Source organism: Sorangium sp. So ce1036 (assembly GCF_051369805.1).
GTDB lineage: Bacteria > Myxococcota_A > Polyangia > Polyangiales > Polyangiaceae > Sorangium > Sorangium cellulosum_F.
The window spans coordinates 6,327,340-6,342,926 of record NZ_JBBMOX010000001.1 but is presented as its reverse complement, the minus strand read 5'-3'; the positions used below and the strand labels follow the sequence as shown (position 1 = coordinate 6,342,926).

11 protein-coding genes are annotated in these 15,587 nt (G+C 70.1%); 6 read left to right on the top strand and 5 right to left on the bottom strand.

Translation table 11 applies throughout. From position 1 onward, the window contains the following. Positions 1–5: 5 nt before the first annotated feature. From WMF31_RS23840 to WMF31_RS23830, 3 genes are all read right to left on the bottom strand, one after another. On the bottom strand, positions 6–1,130 hold the full coding sequence (locus WMF31_RS23840; protein ID WP_436604146.1) for a virulence RhuM family protein: 1,125 nt from the start codon (positions 1,128–1,130) through the stop codon (positions 6–8). Further along, a complete protein-coding gene (locus WMF31_RS23835; RefSeq protein WP_436604145.1) occupies positions 1,127–2,335 on the bottom strand; it encodes a restriction endonuclease subunit S in 1,209 nt (402 codons plus the stop codon). The genes WMF31_RS23840 and WMF31_RS23835 overlap by 4 nt, the downstream gene beginning before the upstream one ends. Positions 2,336–2,429: 94 nt before the next feature. After that, positions 2,430–4,829 (bottom strand): N-6 DNA methylase, encoded by a 2,400-nt coding sequence (locus WMF31_RS23830; protein WP_436604144.1) that lies wholly within the window; start codon positions 4,827–4,829, stop codon positions 2,430–2,432. A gap of 357 nt (positions 4,830–5,186) precedes the next feature. Here WMF31_RS23830 and WMF31_RS23825 point away from each other — a divergent pair, with 357 nt between their 5' ends. Next, complete coding sequence (locus WMF31_RS23825; protein ID WP_436604143.1) at positions 5,187–6,143, top strand: hypothetical protein; 957 nt, start codon at positions 5,187–5,189, stop codon at positions 6,141–6,143. A 424-nt stretch (positions 6,144–6,567) separates the two neighbouring features. Here the strand turns inward: WMF31_RS23825 and WMF31_RS23820 are convergent, their stop codons facing one another. Next, complete coding sequence (locus WMF31_RS23820; protein ID WP_129346352.1) at positions 6,568–7,731, bottom strand: IS481 family transposase; 1,164 nt, start codon at positions 7,729–7,731, stop codon at positions 6,568–6,570. A gap of 860 nt (positions 7,732–8,591) precedes the next feature. On the opposite strand from WMF31_RS23820, the gene WMF31_RS23815 reads away from it, so the two are divergent. Continuing rightward, complete coding sequence (locus WMF31_RS23815) at positions 8,592–9,326, top strand: OAM dimerization domain-containing protein (protein WP_436604142.1); 735 nt, start codon at positions 8,592–8,594, stop codon at positions 9,324–9,326. A 3-nt stretch (positions 9,327–9,329) separates the two neighbouring features. Here WMF31_RS23815 and WMF31_RS23810 read toward each other — a convergent pair whose 3' ends face one another. Beyond that, positions 9,330–10,151 carry a J domain-containing protein gene (locus WMF31_RS23810; protein ID WP_436604141.1) on the bottom strand — a complete coding sequence of 274 codons (822 nt, stop codon included), beginning with the start codon at positions 10,149–10,151 and terminating at the stop codon, positions 9,330–9,332. Positions 10,152–10,437: 286 nt separating this feature from the next. On the opposite strand from WMF31_RS23810, the gene WMF31_RS23805 reads away from it, so the two are divergent. From WMF31_RS23805 to WMF31_RS23790, 4 genes are all read left to right on the top strand, one after another. Beyond that, positions 10,438–11,283, top strand: a complete 846-nt coding sequence (locus WMF31_RS23805) for an SDR family NAD(P)-dependent oxidoreductase (RefSeq protein WP_436604140.1) — start codon at positions 10,438–10,440, stop codon at positions 11,281–11,283. A 352-nt stretch (positions 11,284–11,635) separates the two neighbouring features. Continuing rightward, a complete protein-coding gene (locus WMF31_RS23800; protein WP_436604139.1) occupies positions 11,636–13,348 on the top strand; it encodes a hypothetical protein in 1,713 nt (570 codons plus the stop codon). 44 nt (positions 13,349–13,392) lie between these two features. Next, a complete protein-coding gene (locus WMF31_RS23795) occupies positions 13,393–13,896 on the top strand; it encodes a T3SS (YopN, CesT) and YbjN peptide-binding chaperone 1 (protein ID WP_436604138.1) in 504 nt (167 codons plus the stop codon). Between the two features lie 17 nt (positions 13,897–13,913). Then, positions 13,914–15,155, top strand: coding sequence for a hypothetical protein (locus WMF31_RS23790; RefSeq protein ID WP_436604137.1), 1,242 nt, complete (start codon positions 13,914–13,916; stop codon positions 15,153–15,155). Positions 15,156–15,587: the final 432 nt, after the last annotated feature.

Genomic DNA, 15,587 nt, shown 5'->3' with positions numbered 1-15,587 from the left:
CGTGCTCAGCTCCTCTTTTTCGATGTGGGGCGGGACGCAGCGTTCGCCCTGCTCTTCGACGTGGGTCCGGCAGCCGCGTCCGCGGTTCCCTTCGGCAACCGTCGGGCGACCTCCTCGAGCTGCTTCAGCGCCTCGGTCTCGGCCTCTTGCTCGAGGACCGCACGCCTCCGGGCGGCGAAGCGCTCGTACTCGCGCTCGGCGTGAGCGTCCGCGTCCTCGCGCTTCCACTTGCCCGGGCCGGGCAAGACGCTCCGCTCATTGAAGGCCAGGAAGGCGTCGAGCTTCTTCGGCCACTCGTGCATGTAGATCTGCTTCCGCCGCCTGGTCTGGTCCTCGGCGTAGTCCAGGAACATGACCACGATGCGGTTCAGCTCGGTGATCTCGTCCTCGTTCAGGTAGTTCTTGGCAACGGTCACGTCGCCCTTGCGCACGCCCTGCCCCTTCCACGTGCGGAGGCCCATGTTCGGCTGGGTAGAGTCGGCCCGCGCCTGGATGAGCTCGGGCGCGGTCTTGCCGGTGGCGGCGAAGTGCAGCTTGTTCTGCATGGTCTGGAAGAACGCGACGGTCTCCGGCGTGCCCGGCCGGTAGTCGGCCGCCAAGGCAAAGATCTCCCGCACGCGCAGGTACACGCGCCGCTCGCTCGCCCGGATGTCTCGGATGCGCTCGAGCAGCTCGTCGAAGTGATCGGGCACGCCGGGGCCGGGCGGGTTCTTGAGCCGCTCGTCGTCCATGGTGAACCCCTTCACCAGGTACTCGCGGAGGCGCTCGGTCGCCCACTGGCGAAACTGGGTGCCGCGGGCCGAGCGGACGCGGTAGCCGACGGCGATCACGGCGTCGAGGTGGTAGTGACCGACCTGGTAAGTCTTGCCGTCGAGACCAGTTGTTGCGAAATACGCAACAACTGCTTTCTCATCCAGCTCTCCCTCCGCGAAGATCGCGCGGAGGTGACGCGACACGTTGGATTTGTCGATCTGGTAGAGGGCGATCATCGCGCCCTGGGAGAGCCACAGGGTGCCCCCCTCGAAGCGACACTCGACCCGGCTCCGGCCGTCCTCGGTGGGGTACAGGATGATCTCGCCTCGGGCGGAGACGATGTCATCGGCGGGATCGTCGGGCTCGCGGTCGCTCATGGGGTGGACTCCGCGAGGAGGGGGGTGACGCGGACGCGGCCGGTGAGGAGGTCGTCCATGAGGCCTTGCTTGAGGAGGCGGAGTTTGGTCAATTCGCGCACTTCGGCAGCAACTGTTGCCTCGTGCGCTACCAACGCTTCCACTATGGCAACCTGCTCAGAAATCGACGATGGTAGCGCGATCATCGTTTTCCGCAGGTTGGTCGGGTTGATGTTGACTTGGTGCACCCCGGGGGTGGCATATCGGCGGATGCGCATCTGTGTGCATGGCCAATTGAGCCAGCGATTGAGGAATTCATTGTTCAATCGCGCCGGTTCCGGATCCAATCGAACGAGGTAAGAAGCGAACGACGCCAGCTCGAGCTGTCCTCGCCAGATGCCCGTACGCCCAACGTGCTCAATGCTGTTGGTGCGATTGAATAACACATCTCCGGGCCGCAGAAGCAGCCTGCGCGTCGTGGCACTCGCAGAATACTTGAGGTCCGACACGTCAGTCTCGCCGTCCTTTAAGTTGTTCATTCGGAGAACAGGAATGCCGGTCGAGTGAAAGCCCAATGGAACAGAGACGCCGTATGCGACGTGCGGCACGACGTCGCCCAATGGGAGCACGCTCCACATCTTGGGAATCATGCCTAGCGGCGAGTCCTTGAAATGCTCTGGATATTGCTCGGGATCACGCAAGCCACCGTTCTCGTCGATCCCGCGAGTCAGCAGGTCGTGCAGGAGCCCTTGCTTCATCCGATTCAACTTGGCGACGAGCCGCTCGGTAGTCAGAATGGATTTGTCGAGCGCATCGAGAATCTCGGCGATCAGTCGCTGCTGCGGGAGCGACGGCATGCAGATGTCGATGCTAAGGTAGTCCTGGAATTTGAGGTTAATAATTCCAGTCGTCTGCTGCTGTAGGCCCCAGATCGTTGGGCTTCGATACAGGTGGTGGAGCCGCCATGATAGAAACGATGGATCTACAACGGAACGATTGGGGCGGAGTGTTCTAAAAAAATTCGAGCAGACATGCCGCGTGGAAGAACGCTCGTTGAATATGGCTGTACGGCCGACGGGCTTTTCCGGGCTGCCGCCCGAGGCTTCAAGCAGGATGTCACCCGGCTCAAGCCTCTTCACTGACAGCTTCGCGGTCGCGATCGTTCGTTGTGCTCCCCTAGAGACATCAACGTGCCCCTCGTCATCGAGATCCGTTGATCGGATCACCGTTGCATTGCCACCTCGATGGCCCGGATCGCTTCCCCACTCACCACTGAACTGCCCAGCCAGGCACTCCCGAATGGTCCTGTGGCTCCAGCCATCAGGTCTCATATCCGAGTCCTCCGAGAAATTGTCGCAGCCTGCTGCTCAATGCGTCTCGCTCCTGTTCGACTGCGATGAGTGTCACCGAATATTTCTCCCACCACCCCTCGAATGCCGCGACAACCGTCCGCTGGTGCTCTCCCACGTACCGCTCGAAGATGTCATCGAGGCTCTCCCTCAAGACGCCCGCCACCAGCGTCTCGGCCCCCTCGTCGTCCAGCTTCGCGACCCCCTCCTCCAGCCGCTGCACAAGCTCCCCTTCCAGCGCCTTCCGCTGCTTCTTCACCGCGCCGAGCTCCTTCTTCAGCGCCTTCACCTCCTCCTCCGACCGCCGCTCCTCGGCCTCGCCTTCCTCCTCGTCCTCCCCCGGCTGCGCCGCCTTGATCTCCGCGTCCAGCTCCGCCCGCTTCGCCTCCAGCTCGCCGAGCTCGGCCATGTATTCAGGCAGCAGCTTCTTGAGCAGCGGATGCTCCAGCGGGTTCTCCGTCGCCTCGTCGTCCTCCAGCGCCGCCCGGATGCTCGACGCCCATGCCTCCACCAGCCCCGTGTACTCGTGCGCCGCCAGCGTCTTCAGGTCGTTCTGCGCCGCCCCCCACCACGTCGCGATCACCCCCGTCACCTTGAACGCATCCAGGAGCCCCACCGGCCGCACCGCTTTCTCGAAGCTCGCCAGCAAGCGCGCCCGGAGCGGCATGATTGCCCCCGACACCGGGAGCTGCCGCAGCTCCCGCCGCGCCTTCTTCCACCACCCCTCCACGGCCTCCGCGAGCTGCCGCTCCCGCGCCGCCATCCCGGGATCCTCGTCCAGCCGCTTCTTCAGCGCCGCCTTGTCCCCGATCCCGTCCACGAAATCGAGATACCGCTCGTCCCGCTCCCGGAGCAGCCGCCGCGGGTCGAGCCCGTGCGCCTCGAACAGCGCCGCCTTCGCCTTCACCTCGGCCTTCGGGATGCCCCCGTGCAGGTGCGCGCGCACGTCGTGCGGCTCCGGCGGCGGCGCGTTGTCAGCGTAGCGCCGGATGTTGAGGTTGTCGTCGTTCTCGCGCAGCACCTCGCGCCCGACCACGCTCGCGAAGCCGGGCACGTCGCGGAACGCCTGCCACGTGCTCACGATCTTCTCGATGTGCTCGGGGAGGAGCTGGTTCTGCGCCCGCCCCTCGGCATACTCGCGGTCGGCGTTGATGAAGAGCACCTTCCCGCGCCGCTCCTTCGGCTTCGCCCCCTTCGCGCGCAGCACGAGCAGGCAGGCGGGGATGCCCGTTCCGTAAAAGAGGTTCGGGGCCAGGCCGATCACGGCGTCGAGCAAGTCGTCGTCCAGGATGCTGGTGCGGATCTGCTTCTCGGCCCCGCCGCGGAACAGCACCCCGTGCGGCATCACCGTGACCACCATCCCGCCCGGTCGCAGCACCGCGAGCATGTGCTGCACGAACATCAGGTCGGCCTTCTTCCCGCTCTCCGGGCAGAAGCCGTGGCGGAAGCGCTCCTTGAAAGGCAGATCCTTCAGCACGTAGTTCTGCGAGAACGGCGGATTGGAGATCACGCGGTTGAAGCGCATCAGCTCGCCGTCCTCCCTATGGCGCGGGTTGGCGAGGGTGTCATCGTTGCGGATATCGGCGTCGGCGATGCCGTGGAGGAGCATGTTCATCTTGGAGATCGCCCACACGCCGCCGTTCGACTCCTGGCCGTAGAGGCGCAGGTTCCTCACGTTCTTCTGGCGCTCGTCGAGGTACTCGTGCGAGAGCACCAGCATGCCGCCCGAGCCCGAGCAGGGGTCGTAGACGTGCATGCCCTCGTCCGGCGCGGCGATGCGGACCATCATCCGGACCACGGCGCGCGGGGTGTAGAACTCGCCGCCCTTCTTCCCGGCCGAGTCGGCGAAGTCGCGGATCAGGTACTCGTACGCGGCGCCGAGGAGGTCGGGGTACTCGAAGTCTTCATTCCGCAGGCGATGCTGGGAGAAGTGGTCGATGAGGTCGCGGAGGTTCTTGTCCGGGATCTTCGACTGGCCGACCTTGCGCGTGAAGTCGATGTGCGCGAGCACGCCATCGAGGCTCGTGTTCTGCCCCTCGATCGCGGCGAGCGCCTTGTTGAGCGTGTCGCCGATGTTCCTGTGGGCCTCATCGCGCAGGTAGCCCCAGCGCGCCTCCTCGGGGACGTAGAAGGTGTCGGTGTAGAAGCTCGGGTGCCCGGCGCGCTTCCGCGCCTCGGCCTCGCGCTTGCCGCGGGCGAGGTCCTTCGCGACGAGCTCCTCGAAGCGGGCGTCGAAGACGTCGGAGCACCGCTTCAGGAACAGCATGCCGAAGATGTATTCCTTGAACTCCGACGCATCCATCTTGCCGCGGAGGATGTCGGCGGCCTTGAACAGGTGCCGTTCGAGCTGAGGGAGGGTGAGCCTTGCCATGGAGCGCTCCCCTTCTACCACCGGCGCGCGCGGGCGCGGCGCGGCATGTGGCCGCGAGGGCGCGGCGTGCCTCCCGATCGGGATCGAGACGTGGCTCGGCCGCCGAGGCGCGGGCACGCGCGCGATCGGAGGGGCATCTCGGCCGGCGAGGCCGGTCCCCGATCGCGATCCCCGCGGCCCCGGCTGCGTTCCCGGCGGGGTCGAGACAGGCCGTCCCGATACGGCGGGCCAGCGTCGGCGGGCGCCTGCTCGCCCTTCCGGCGCCACCGGCAGCCCGCGCAGATGACCGGCGCCCGCCCGCGCCGGGGGATGACATGAGCCCGCTCGCCCGTGTAGCCTCCCACACTGGAGGATCTCATGAGCAAACCCAGGACATCGAAATCCCCAAAATCCCCGAAGTCCCCGAAGTCCGAGCGCGCCGAGGCCGCGGCGCTCGCGCCGATCGACGAAGCGCCGGTGGAAGCCACGCCGACGGAGCTCGACGCCGAGACGACGGCCTTCCTCGCCCGCGTCCACACCGTGCTCTTCAACATCCCGCGCTACCTCGGGCGGGCGAGGCGCCACGGGTACACGCAGAAGGAGCACGATCTGGGCTGGGAGCTGTACGCCACGGCTTCCGGCAAGAACCGCCGCTTCGAGCACTGGCTGGCGGAGGGCGATCACCGCGAGGTCGCGGCCGGGCTCTCCGTGGAGCGGATGCGCCTGCTCCAGGAGATCGATGACTTCGAGAACCTCTGGTTCCCGCGGATGCGGGTGATCATCCCCCGGGTGATCCCGCGCGAGAGCGCCGCCCGGTTCAGCGCCGCGTTCTTCAAGAACCTCTCGCAGCAGCCGCTCGGCCCCGCCGTGGTGGACTCGGTGAAGACGTTCCTGAACCGGGTCGACGAGCTGGCGACGAGCGCCGAGCCCGGCGCGCGGGAGCTCTACCGGACGCTCGGCGAGCGCGGGCTCACGCCGAAGAAGATCGAGTCGATGCGCCGGCTGATCGCCGCCGCGGAGGAGCACCGGAGCTCGGACAGGACCGCGCCCGCGGTGAGCGCGGCGGAGATCGCGAAGGCCAAGGAGGCGCAGCTCGCCGCGCTCCAGTCGCTCCGCCTCTGGTTCAACGACTGGGCCACGACGTTCCGCGGCATCTTCAACACGCGCGAGCAGATCACGCTCGGCCTGACCACCCTCAAGCGACGGAAGAAGGACGCCGAGGCCGAGGCCGCGGAGCCCGAGGACGAGGAAGACGACGAGGCCGAGGACGACGACGAAGACGACGAAGACGACGAAGACGACGAAGACGACGACGACGGAGCCGCCGACCCGTAGGTCTCCGCGACGGTCCGGAGGGGTCTCGAGCACAGTCCGGAGGGGTCCCGAGCACGGTCCGGAGGGGTCTCGACTACAGTCCGGAGGGGTCTCGAGCACAGTCCGGAGGGGTCTCGACTACAGTCCGGAGGGGTCTCGAGCACAGTCCGGAGGGGTCTCGAGCACAGTCCGGAGGGGTCTCGAGCACAGTCCGGAGGCGTCTGTACGAGCGGAGCCCTGGTAACAGTTCTGACCGGGAGCAGCGGTGACACTTCCTTGAGCTACGCGCCCCTGCTCCGGGAGGACTGGGAACAGGGGCCGGATCCTCGTCGACGCGACACGCTCACCGCGCTCTCTCGGACCGCCAGGATCTATACACGAACCGCTTCCCGCGGTCTCGGTACACGCGAGCCTCTCCTCACGTTCCGGCGTGAGTGCGCGCAGGTCACCGTGCCTTGGCGAGCTGCAGCTCCTTGTTCTTCAAGGTGACCTGCGCGAGCAGAACCGGCCCGTAGTACAGCTCCCAGACGTCGTCGGCGATCGGAAGCAGCCCCACGGGTTCGTTGGCGATCAGCTTGGAGACGAAGGTGTTCGCGCCACCGAACTGAAGCCGACCCATGTCCCCCACGCGTCGCACGGCCATCGTGTCCGGATACTCCGGCGAGGAGGGCTTGCTCGGCATCGTCCGCCGCGACGGCGTGTAGCGCGAAGCCGGCGTCCTCTGGCCGAGCGCCTCGTGAGGCCGCTGGTCATTGTACTCGTGCCGGAAGCGGTCGAAGACGCGCTGCTGCGCCGCGAGCGTGGCTTCGGGCGGCGATGTCGCCTCCGCCTTCAGCGTCTTGTGCATGCGCTCGTGCCGGCCGTTCTGCTGCGGTTTGCCGGGCTCAATGCGCTCGGGAACCACGCCGAGCTTGATCCAGCTCACCGACAGCGCCGAGAGCCCTCCAATGCCCTGCGTGGCGAACGGCGGGCCGTTATCGGAGCGGATACGATTCGGCAGCCCAAACTCGCGGAACGCGCGCTCGAAGTGCGGCCGCACCGAGGCCTCGTCCGGCTTCGCTACGCCCTCGCATTTGAGCAAGTACCGCGACGCCTGGTCCGTCAACGTCAGCGGGTGGCACCGGGTCTTGTCGCCAAGCGCGAAATGCCCCTTGAAATCGGCGCACCATGTGTCATTAGGCTGCTCCGCTGGAGCCAGCGTCGACGGCATCGCTGACGTCGGCATCACCACGCGGCGCCGCCGGGGCCGGATCAGCCCGTGTTTCTTGAGCAGCTCGCCGATGGTGCTCGTCGCCGGCAGCCCCTCAAGGCCCATGCTCTCCAGCCGGGCGCGCAGCTTCTTCGGACCCCAGGTGGGTCGCTCCTTCCGCAGCTCGACCAGCGCGTTGACGATCGCCGCTGGCGTCGCATGCGGGAACGTGTGCGCCACGGGCCGCCGCTCCTCCAGACCACGAGGTCCGGCTTGCTCGTAACGCTCCACCCACTTGTACCCCGTCTTCCGGCTGATGCCGAACCGTCGGCACAGCTCCGCGAACGTCTCGTCCGACTCGTTGACCTGCGCGATGAACTGAAGCCTCTCGTCCACTGAACATGTCTCTTTCCAGGGCACCAGCGATCCTCCGTCGCCGACCCTCTACGACATGTGTCACCCAGGCTCCCGGTCCGTCCGGGTGCTACCCAGGCTCCCGGTCTGAACCGTTACCCAGGCCACCGGTCCGTACCGTCTCGACCACGGTCCGGCTGGGGCTTTGCCACGGTCCGAGCGCCCGTGACGGCAGGTCGGACCGTTCCACAAGCACAGCAGACCCCCGTGGCCTCCACGCGGGACCGCCCACACCACGGTCGGGCCCACCGCGGTCGTGCCGTGCCCGCGTCCCGTTCGATGTTCCCGACGCTGGACCACCTCGTTGAACGTCTCGAACCGCGCTGCGCGACATCGTTGGACGGTTCCGCCCTACACGTTTCGCGAGATCACACAGGGGAGCGCCGAGGCCACCGCCAGGGTGCACCAAACGAAGCTGCTAGCCAGTACAGCGTTCCCGGATCTCCCCCCAGGATCGGCCGTGACGATCCTGCCTTCGGTCCGGGCTGGCCGGGCTCATGGACTGCGCGAGCTCGTCGCGGGACGCGGACGCCTATCGCTCCTGCGGGAAGTCGGGCCGAGAGGCGAACCGCCATGACGCCAAGGGCGCCAAGAAACCAGGGAAGTAGAAGGGGAACATGGAGGGACAACCCTTCCCCCTCTCTTCTTGGCGTCGTTGGCGCCATGGCGGTTCTTCTGCTGATCCGGGGCAACTTCCCGCAGTAGTGCTATTCCAGGGACTCCAGGCTGCGGCGGGTGCTGGGAGACCTCATGTCCACGACTTTCGCCCTCTCGCCTGAAGACCGCTCCATTTCTGCCGGCGCCCCGGCGCGCGGCGCTGTCCGCGGATCGACGACCAGCGTCCTCGTGGTGTACATCAAGGAGGTATGACACCGCGAACCATCCTGCGTGCATATGGCGATCGCGAGGGCGACGGCATGGTCCAGATGTCGTTCACGCTCCGCGTCCTGCCGGGCGACCGCGCGCGCGAGGCGGCCAAGCGGTTCGCCGAGGCCCACGGCCTGCGCGAGCCGCTCGTCACGGCCATGGAGCAGGCGAGCCGGGAGCACACCTACTTCGTCGTTTACGGGCACTCCCAGCACGGCGTCGACCTCTCGGACATCGAGGTCGAGGAGCTCGCCGCGCAGCCGCTCACGCGCGCCGACATCGAGGCGCAGGCGAAGAGGCTCGGCCGCAAGATCGTGGTCGTGGGCGCCTGCACCGGCAGCGACGCGCACACCGTCGGCATCGACGCGATCCTGAACTACAAGGGGTTCGCCGGAGAGAAGGGGCTCGAGAGCTTCAAGTGCTTCGACGCCCACAACCTCGGCGCGCAGGTCGAGAACGCCGAGCTCTGCGAGAAGGCCAAGGCGCTCGGCGCCGACGCGATCCTCGTCTCGCAGGTGATCACGCAGCGGAACTGCCACAAGGAGAACGCGGCCGCGCTCATCGAGATGGTGAAGGCCCAGGGCTTCCGGGACAGGGTGATCCTGCTGCTCGGCGGCCCGCGCATCGATCACAACCTGGCGGTCGAGCTCGGCTTCGACGCCGGCTTCGGGCCGGGCACCAAGCCGACCACCGTGGCGTCGTTCCTGGTCGAGCGCCTCGTGGGCAGGGCGTAGCGGTCAGGCCACGAGCAGGTGGTAGGCGGCCGAGAGCTCGGCGAACCGCGCCGTGCGCAGGGCGCCCTCGCCGGGCAGCGCGGCCCCGCGGTCGGGGTGCAGGCCCGCGGCCAGGCGGCGGAAGGCGCGGCGGATCTCGGCCTCGGTCGCCCCCTCGCCGAGGCCGAGCAGATCGAGCGCCCGGCGGCGCCGCTCGTCGGCGCGGACGCCCCGGGGCGGCGCGCTGCGCGGGGCGCCGGCGCTGCCCCAGGACGGCGCGCTGCGCGGGGCGCCGGCGCTGCCCCAGGACGGCGCGCTGCGCGGGGCGCCCGCGTGCCGGTAGCGGTCGCGCGCGCGGGGGCGGCCGTGGAGGAAATCGCCCGGCGAGAGCGGGCCGACCTCCCGCAGCGACCCGGCCAGCGGCCTCGCGGTGTGGAAGCAGATGGTCGCCTCCTCGATGGCGAAGAGCGCCTCCAGGCGCGCGCGGAGCTGGAGCCGCAGGGCGCGCTCGACCGCGCTCGCCGGGACGAGCCCCGCGGCCACGAGCACCTCGCCCGTCCGGCGCCCCCGGTGGGTCGCGACGAGCGCGGCGAGCCGCTGGATCGACGGCTCGGACGCGTGGCCCTCCCGCGCGAGGATCTCGCCGAGGCGGGGCACCCGGAGCGGCGTCTCGACGGCCGTCACCAGGCCGGAGAGGAGCTGGATCCTGTGCTGGCGGCCGGGGACGGTGGAGCCGCTCGGCGTCCGGAGCTCGCAGAGCTCCAGGAGCCCGGTCGTCCTCTGGCGGTGCAGGGCGCCGAGCAGGTCTCCCAGGGTCGACGTGGAAAGACGGCTGGGCAGTTGCATCGAAGGCGGCGTTATCACCGCCGCGCGCGATCGGGCAAGCAAGCGGCGCCGGCGCGTCCAACGCCGTGCGCGCCCGCCCGCCCGCCCGCCCGCGTGGGCGGGCGGGCCGAGAGACGCCGTGCGCGCCCGCCCGCGCGGGCAGGCCGAGCGCGCGCACGGGTGGAGCGCCCGGAGGGCCGCTCCAGCCGCGCACGAATCTGTGCCCGGGCCGAGGCCCGCTGTGCGAAGCTCCGCGCGAAGTCGGCCCGGCGCGCCGCGCCGGCGCGCGGAGCAGGAGGAAGCTGCGATGGGTTTGCTCGACGGGAAGGTCGCGATCATCACGGGAGCCGGCGGCGGCATCGGCCGCGAGGAGGCGCTGCTCTTCGCCCGCGAGGGCGCGAAGATCGTCGTCAACGACCTCGGTGGCGCGCGCGACGGGTCGGGATCGAGCGACGCCATGGCGGCGCAGGTCGCGGAGGAGATCCGGGCAGCGGGCGGGCAGGCCGTGCCGAGCTTCGACAGCGTGGCGACCCCCGAGGGGGCGGCGAGCCTCGTGAAGACCGCCGTCGACGCGTTCGGCAGGGTCGACATCCTGGTGAACAACGCGGGGATCGTCCGCGACAAGACGCTCCTCAAGATGGATGAGGGGATGTGGGACGCCGTCATCGCCGTTCACCTGAAGGGCACGTTCCTGTGCACGCAGGCCGCCGCGAAGCAGATGGTCGGGCAGGGCGGGGGAGGGCGGATCGTCAACACCACGAGCGTCTCGGGGATGATCGGCAACTTCGGACAGGCCAACTACTCGGCTGCCAAGGCCGGCATTTACGGGCTCACCCGCACGGCCGCGATCGAGCTGCAGAAGCAGCGGATCACGGTCAACGCGATCGCGCCCATCGCCAGGACGCGGATGACCGAGGATCTGCCCATGTTCCAGTCGGCGGGCGACACGCTCACGCCGGCGCACGTGGCGCCCGCGGCGCTGTTCCTCGCGTCCGATCTGTGCGCCGACCGGACAGGCAACGTCCTCGCCGTCGCCGGCGCGCAGATGTACATTTACAAGGTCGTGCAGAGCCCCGGGAAGTTCAAGGACGAGGGGGAGATCTGGACGGCGCAGGAGATCGCCGAGCACTGGGACGCCATCAACAAGCTTTGATCGAGGCGCCGGCGCGCCGGCAGGGGCGGCGCTCGCAGGGCGCCCCCGCCGGCGCCCGTCGCGAGCGCACCCCGCTCCGGGCTCCGTTGTCCGCGGATCGCGGGGCGAGCGCGGACGCGGCAGGCGCGGCGGAGGGCGTGGCGGCCTCGGCGCGCGCCGACCGTTGCTGCGCTGATCCCTGGATGCTAGGTTCGACTCGCTTTCCGGGTGCGACGTTCGCATCGGCGTACTGTTCGAGCAGGCCGTTCACGCGGAGTCTGGAGGTACCACCGGTGACCGTCTTTTGCTGCTGTCACGGCCGCGCCACCCGGTCACGCGGAGCGGACCCTGTCGTACGGGGGCGCTGATCTCCATGTCGCGTGACGCCCACATCCCGCTCGCCCTGTGGATCTGCGCGGCGATCGTGGCCCACATGGCGGGCGGCGGCGGCGCGGTCGAGGTCGCGCAGGTCATCGAGGATCGGGCGCAGCTCCGCCGGATGGTCGACGCGGTGCGCGAGGGCCTGCGGCCGGGCGACACGACGTTCGAGGTGCTGACCGACGACATGGCGCCCACGCCGCCTCCCGTCCCGGTCGAGCCCCCGGAGCGGTCTCCCGACGACCCGGCGGCCAGCGAGCCGGACGAGGACGCGCCGCCCGAGGCCCAGGCGAAGCCCGAGCCGGACAAGGTGGCGAAGGCCCCTCCGCCGCCGAAGCCCGCGCCGCCGAAGCCGCCGAAGGAAAAGGTCGCCAAGGTCGTGCCGGTGAAGCCGGTGCCGCTCTCGGCCGAGCGACGGATCGCCGTCCGTCAGCACGTCGAGAAGGACCAGGAGGACAACCCCGAAGCCAGCCGGATCGCCGACGACGCCAACACGGTCGCCGAGGAGACCATGGCGCAGATCCGGTCGAAGGATCAGGACGACCCCACGCCGACGCCCGGGACGCCGAAGGGCCCGATGGGGCCGAAGGACAGGGTCGGCGACAGCGACCACGATCTCAGCGCGCACAGCGAGGAGCGGGCCGGCAACGACCAGCACGCGCCCGGCGAGCGGGCCCCCGACAGCGAGAGCGCGGAGCACCACAGCCCGGCCTCTCCGGTGCAGGCCGCGCGGCCCCCCACGGCCGGGCCGCCGCCGAGCGTGCCGGGCGCGCGGGGCGGCGGTCACGTCGCGCAGGCGCCGCCCGCCTTGCCGCCGCCCGAGAGGGGCGCCGCGGGCGGCGCGGGGCCCGCGTCGCCCGAGGTCGTGGACGGCGCGCGCGGCGGCTACACCCTCGACCCGGCGAACCCCGGCGGCGACGGCAAGAGCCGCGTCGCCGGCAAGAAGGCGCGGCCGCAGCCGTACCAGAGCCCGGTGCGCGTCGGCTCGCTCGGGCTCGGCGCTCCGGGGCTCCCTGGCGGGCCCAACCTCAACCTGAACATGGCCGGCGTGCAGGCGGCCGTGGGCGACGAGAAGCTCAGGGCCGAGCGGGCCGCGGATGGCGCCTCGCGCAGGAGCGCGCACCGGGGCTCGTGGGAGACCGACAAATGGAAGAAATGGCGCGCGGCGATCGAGAACTACGACCCCTCGGTCAAGCCCGGCAACCAGACCTCCCTCAACGCCGCGCGGGTGCCGTTCGCGACGTACATCAACATGATCCACAACCGGCTCCACCCGATCTTCGCGGACGAGTTCCTGACGTCGCTCGACAGCTTGCCCAAGAGCCACGCGTTCAACCAGAACCGGGTGACGCACCTGGAGATCGTGCTGAACAAGGACAGCGGTCACGTCGTGCGCCTCGGCGTCACGAAGCCGAGCGGGATGACGGCGTTCGACATCGTCGCGCTGAACTCCGTCAGCCGCGCGTCGCCGTTCGGCAAGGCGCCGGACGCGATCGTCTCGCCCGACGGCAACGTGTACTTGCACTGGGAGTTCCACCGGGATCCGTACGACGCGTGCTCCACCCGCAACGCCCGGCCCTTCCTGCTGAAGGCGGCGTCCGGCGCCGCCCCGGTCGAGCCGGCCCCGGTGCGGAGGGCGCCGCGCCCGGTCCCGGGCGACGAGAAGGGCCGGACGGCGCCTGGGCCGCTGCGCCCGCTCCGGCGGTAGGTCCCGGCTCTCCACGAGGACCGCGGCGAGGTATCCTGCGCGCCATGCCGAAGGATTCGACCGCGGCCGTTCAGGTGACCAACACACGCATCGAGGCGACGCTCGCGAATTCTCCGGCGTTCGCCCGGATCGAGCCGCAGTTCTACGTCGTCCGGCAGGGGACCGCGTACGTTTACCTCCACGTCCTGCCCTGGGAGCCGGATCGCGCCCTGGTGCGGCTCGTCGCGCAACTCGCCCACGGCGTCGAGATGACGCCGGATCTCGCGATGAAGCTGCTCCGCCTGAACGCGCGGATCCGCTTCGGCGCGTTCGGTTACGTCGCGCAGGGCTCGTGCGTCGTCATCGCCCACACGCTGCTCGGGGGCGAGACGCTCGACGCCGAGGAGATCCTCGTCGCCCTGCGGGACCTGTCGGTGCTCGCGGACGAGTACGACGACCGCATCGTGGACGAGGCCGGCGGCAAGCGGATGCAGGACCTGATCAACGCCTCGGCGGCCGCCGCGATCTTCACCGATCTCGACGCTCCCCGCGCCTGGGACAAGGGCTGAGCGACCGGCGTCCTTTCATGCTCCTCAACATCGATCTTCCCTCCGAGAGCGCCCCTCCCCCCGCCGCGCCGGCCCCCTCTGCGTCACCTCCTCGCGAGGACGGCGGCGCCGCGCCGCCCGCCGAGCGGCGGCCTCCCGGGGCGGAGCGGCCGCCGCTCGCCGGCCTGCCCGTGCTCCGGCTGATCCGGCCGCTCGCCGTCCTCGCCTTGCTCGCGATGATCCTGGGCCGCATGGTCGCGCCCGCCACCGTGGGCCTGGCGGTGGGCATCGAGCGCGCCGCCCGGGCGGTCGAGCTCGCCGGCGCGGGCGCGTCGCAGCTCTTCGCCATCGGCGCCGTCGTCGTCGCCATGGCGCTGATCGGCGCCGTCCTGCGGAGCCGCATCTCCCACGCGCTGCGCATCTCCGCGATCGTCGCGGGCAGCTTCGTGATCCTCGTCGTCCTGCAGGCGACGGTGCAGCGCGTGCCCGATCTCTCCGCCGCGCTCATCGGCGTGAGCGCGGCGGTCCTCGCGCTCGGCAGCGCCTGGGAGGCGCTCCGCGTCCCGTTCATGCGCCCGGTCGCGGGCGCGCTCGGGCTCGTCGGCGCCTCCGCGATGGTGCGGCTCGTGGGCGTCTTCCTGGCCCTCTGGGCGAACGAGCGCGGCTCGAAGGCGCTCGCCGGCGCGACGAGCTCCGTCGCGACCGCGGCGTTCGCGCTCGACGTGCTGGCCGTCCTCGTCGGGACGGTGGCGCTCGGCGCGTCCTCCGAGCCGCGGCCGCGCGGCGCCGAGGCGCCGCGGCCGGCGCCGCGCCTCGCCAGCCCGCTCTCGATCGCCGCGCTCGCCGCGGCGCTCCTGGCCACCCGGGCGGCGCTCGCGGGCGCCGGCGACGACGCCTCCATGATCGAGTCGCTCTTCCGCCGCGCGCTCGATCGCCTGCTCACCCGCCCGGTCCCGGCCGTGCCGCTCTCGATGCAGCTCTTCGCCGCCGCGCTCTCGGTGGCGGTCGCCGCGCTCGCGCTCGCCGCGCCGCCCCGGCTCCCCGCCCTGGGCGGCGCGCTCGCGTTGCTGCTCATCGCGCGCAGCGCCCCCGAGGTGCCGCTCGGCGCCCTCTCGCTGGTGATCGCCGCCCTGTGCGTCGCGCTCGCCGCGCGCGACGAGCGAGGCTTCTGGGCTGCCGTCCTCGCGACCGAGCGCGAGCGCGCCTCGGGCGCGCCGCCCGCCGGAAAGCCGGATACCGCGGGGCCTCGTCAGGTGGACGCGGGCGACGACGCGCGTTGAGCGCCCTTCACGTGCGACGTTCACCGGTGGATGCGCGGCCTTGTCGTGGTGACGGATCATCCGCTGTTCGCCGTGAAGCGGTGATGACGGCGCCTTCACGCTCGATAAGGTCCCTCATGACGAGTCCACGCTCGAGGCGCGGCACCCCCGTTACGACCTGAAGAATGTCGAGGTGGCGGCCGACAGGCCTGCCCAGGTCTCGCTCACGCATGCTGGCACCGAGCCCCATCCCGCGGAGGACAAGGACGAAGTTCCAGGGCATGGGGTGAGGTCCCCGGCCGCGTCGGCGGCGGTGGGCGGCACAACACCCGAGGCCGCTCGGTCGGCGGCGTGCAGCGCAGAGGATCGACCGTTCCAGGTTCGAGCGAGGCCCAGCGCGGGGAGGGGCGCGCCGCGACGGTTGCCGCAGGGCGACTCGTGCCCTAAAGGGAG

Excerpts from the sequence above, each read along its gene's own strand:
- WMF31_RS23840 (WP_436604146.1), bottom strand. The coding sequence starts at position 1,130 with ATGAGCGACCGCGAGCCCGACGATCCCGCCGATGACATCGTCTCCGCC.
- WMF31_RS23830 (WP_436604144.1), bottom strand. The coding sequence starts at position 4,829 with ATGGCAAGGCTCACCCTCCCTCAGCTCGAACGGCACCTGTTCAAGGCC.
- WMF31_RS23825 (WP_436604143.1), top strand. The coding sequence starts at position 5,187 with ATGAGCAAACCCAGGACATCGAAATCCCCAAAATCCCCGAAGTCCCCG.
- WMF31_RS23815 (WP_436604142.1), top strand. The coding sequence starts at position 8,592 with ATGACACCGCGAACCATCCTGCGTGCATATGGCGATCGCGAGGGCGAC.
- WMF31_RS23810 (WP_436604141.1), bottom strand. The coding sequence starts at position 10,151 with ATGCAACTGCCCAGCCGTCTTTCCACGTCGACCCTGGGAGACCTGCTC.
- WMF31_RS23805 (WP_436604140.1), top strand. The coding sequence starts at position 10,438 with ATGGGTTTGCTCGACGGGAAGGTCGCGATCATCACGGGAGCCGGCGGC.
- WMF31_RS23800 (WP_436604139.1), top strand. The coding sequence starts at position 11,636 with ATGTCGCGTGACGCCCACATCCCGCTCGCCCTGTGGATCTGCGCGGCG.
- WMF31_RS23795 (WP_436604138.1), top strand. The coding sequence starts at position 13,393 with ATGCCGAAGGATTCGACCGCGGCCGTTCAGGTGACCAACACACGCATC.
- WMF31_RS23790 (WP_436604137.1), top strand. The coding sequence starts at position 13,914 with ATGCTCCTCAACATCGATCTTCCCTCCGAGAGCGCCCCTCCCCCCGCC.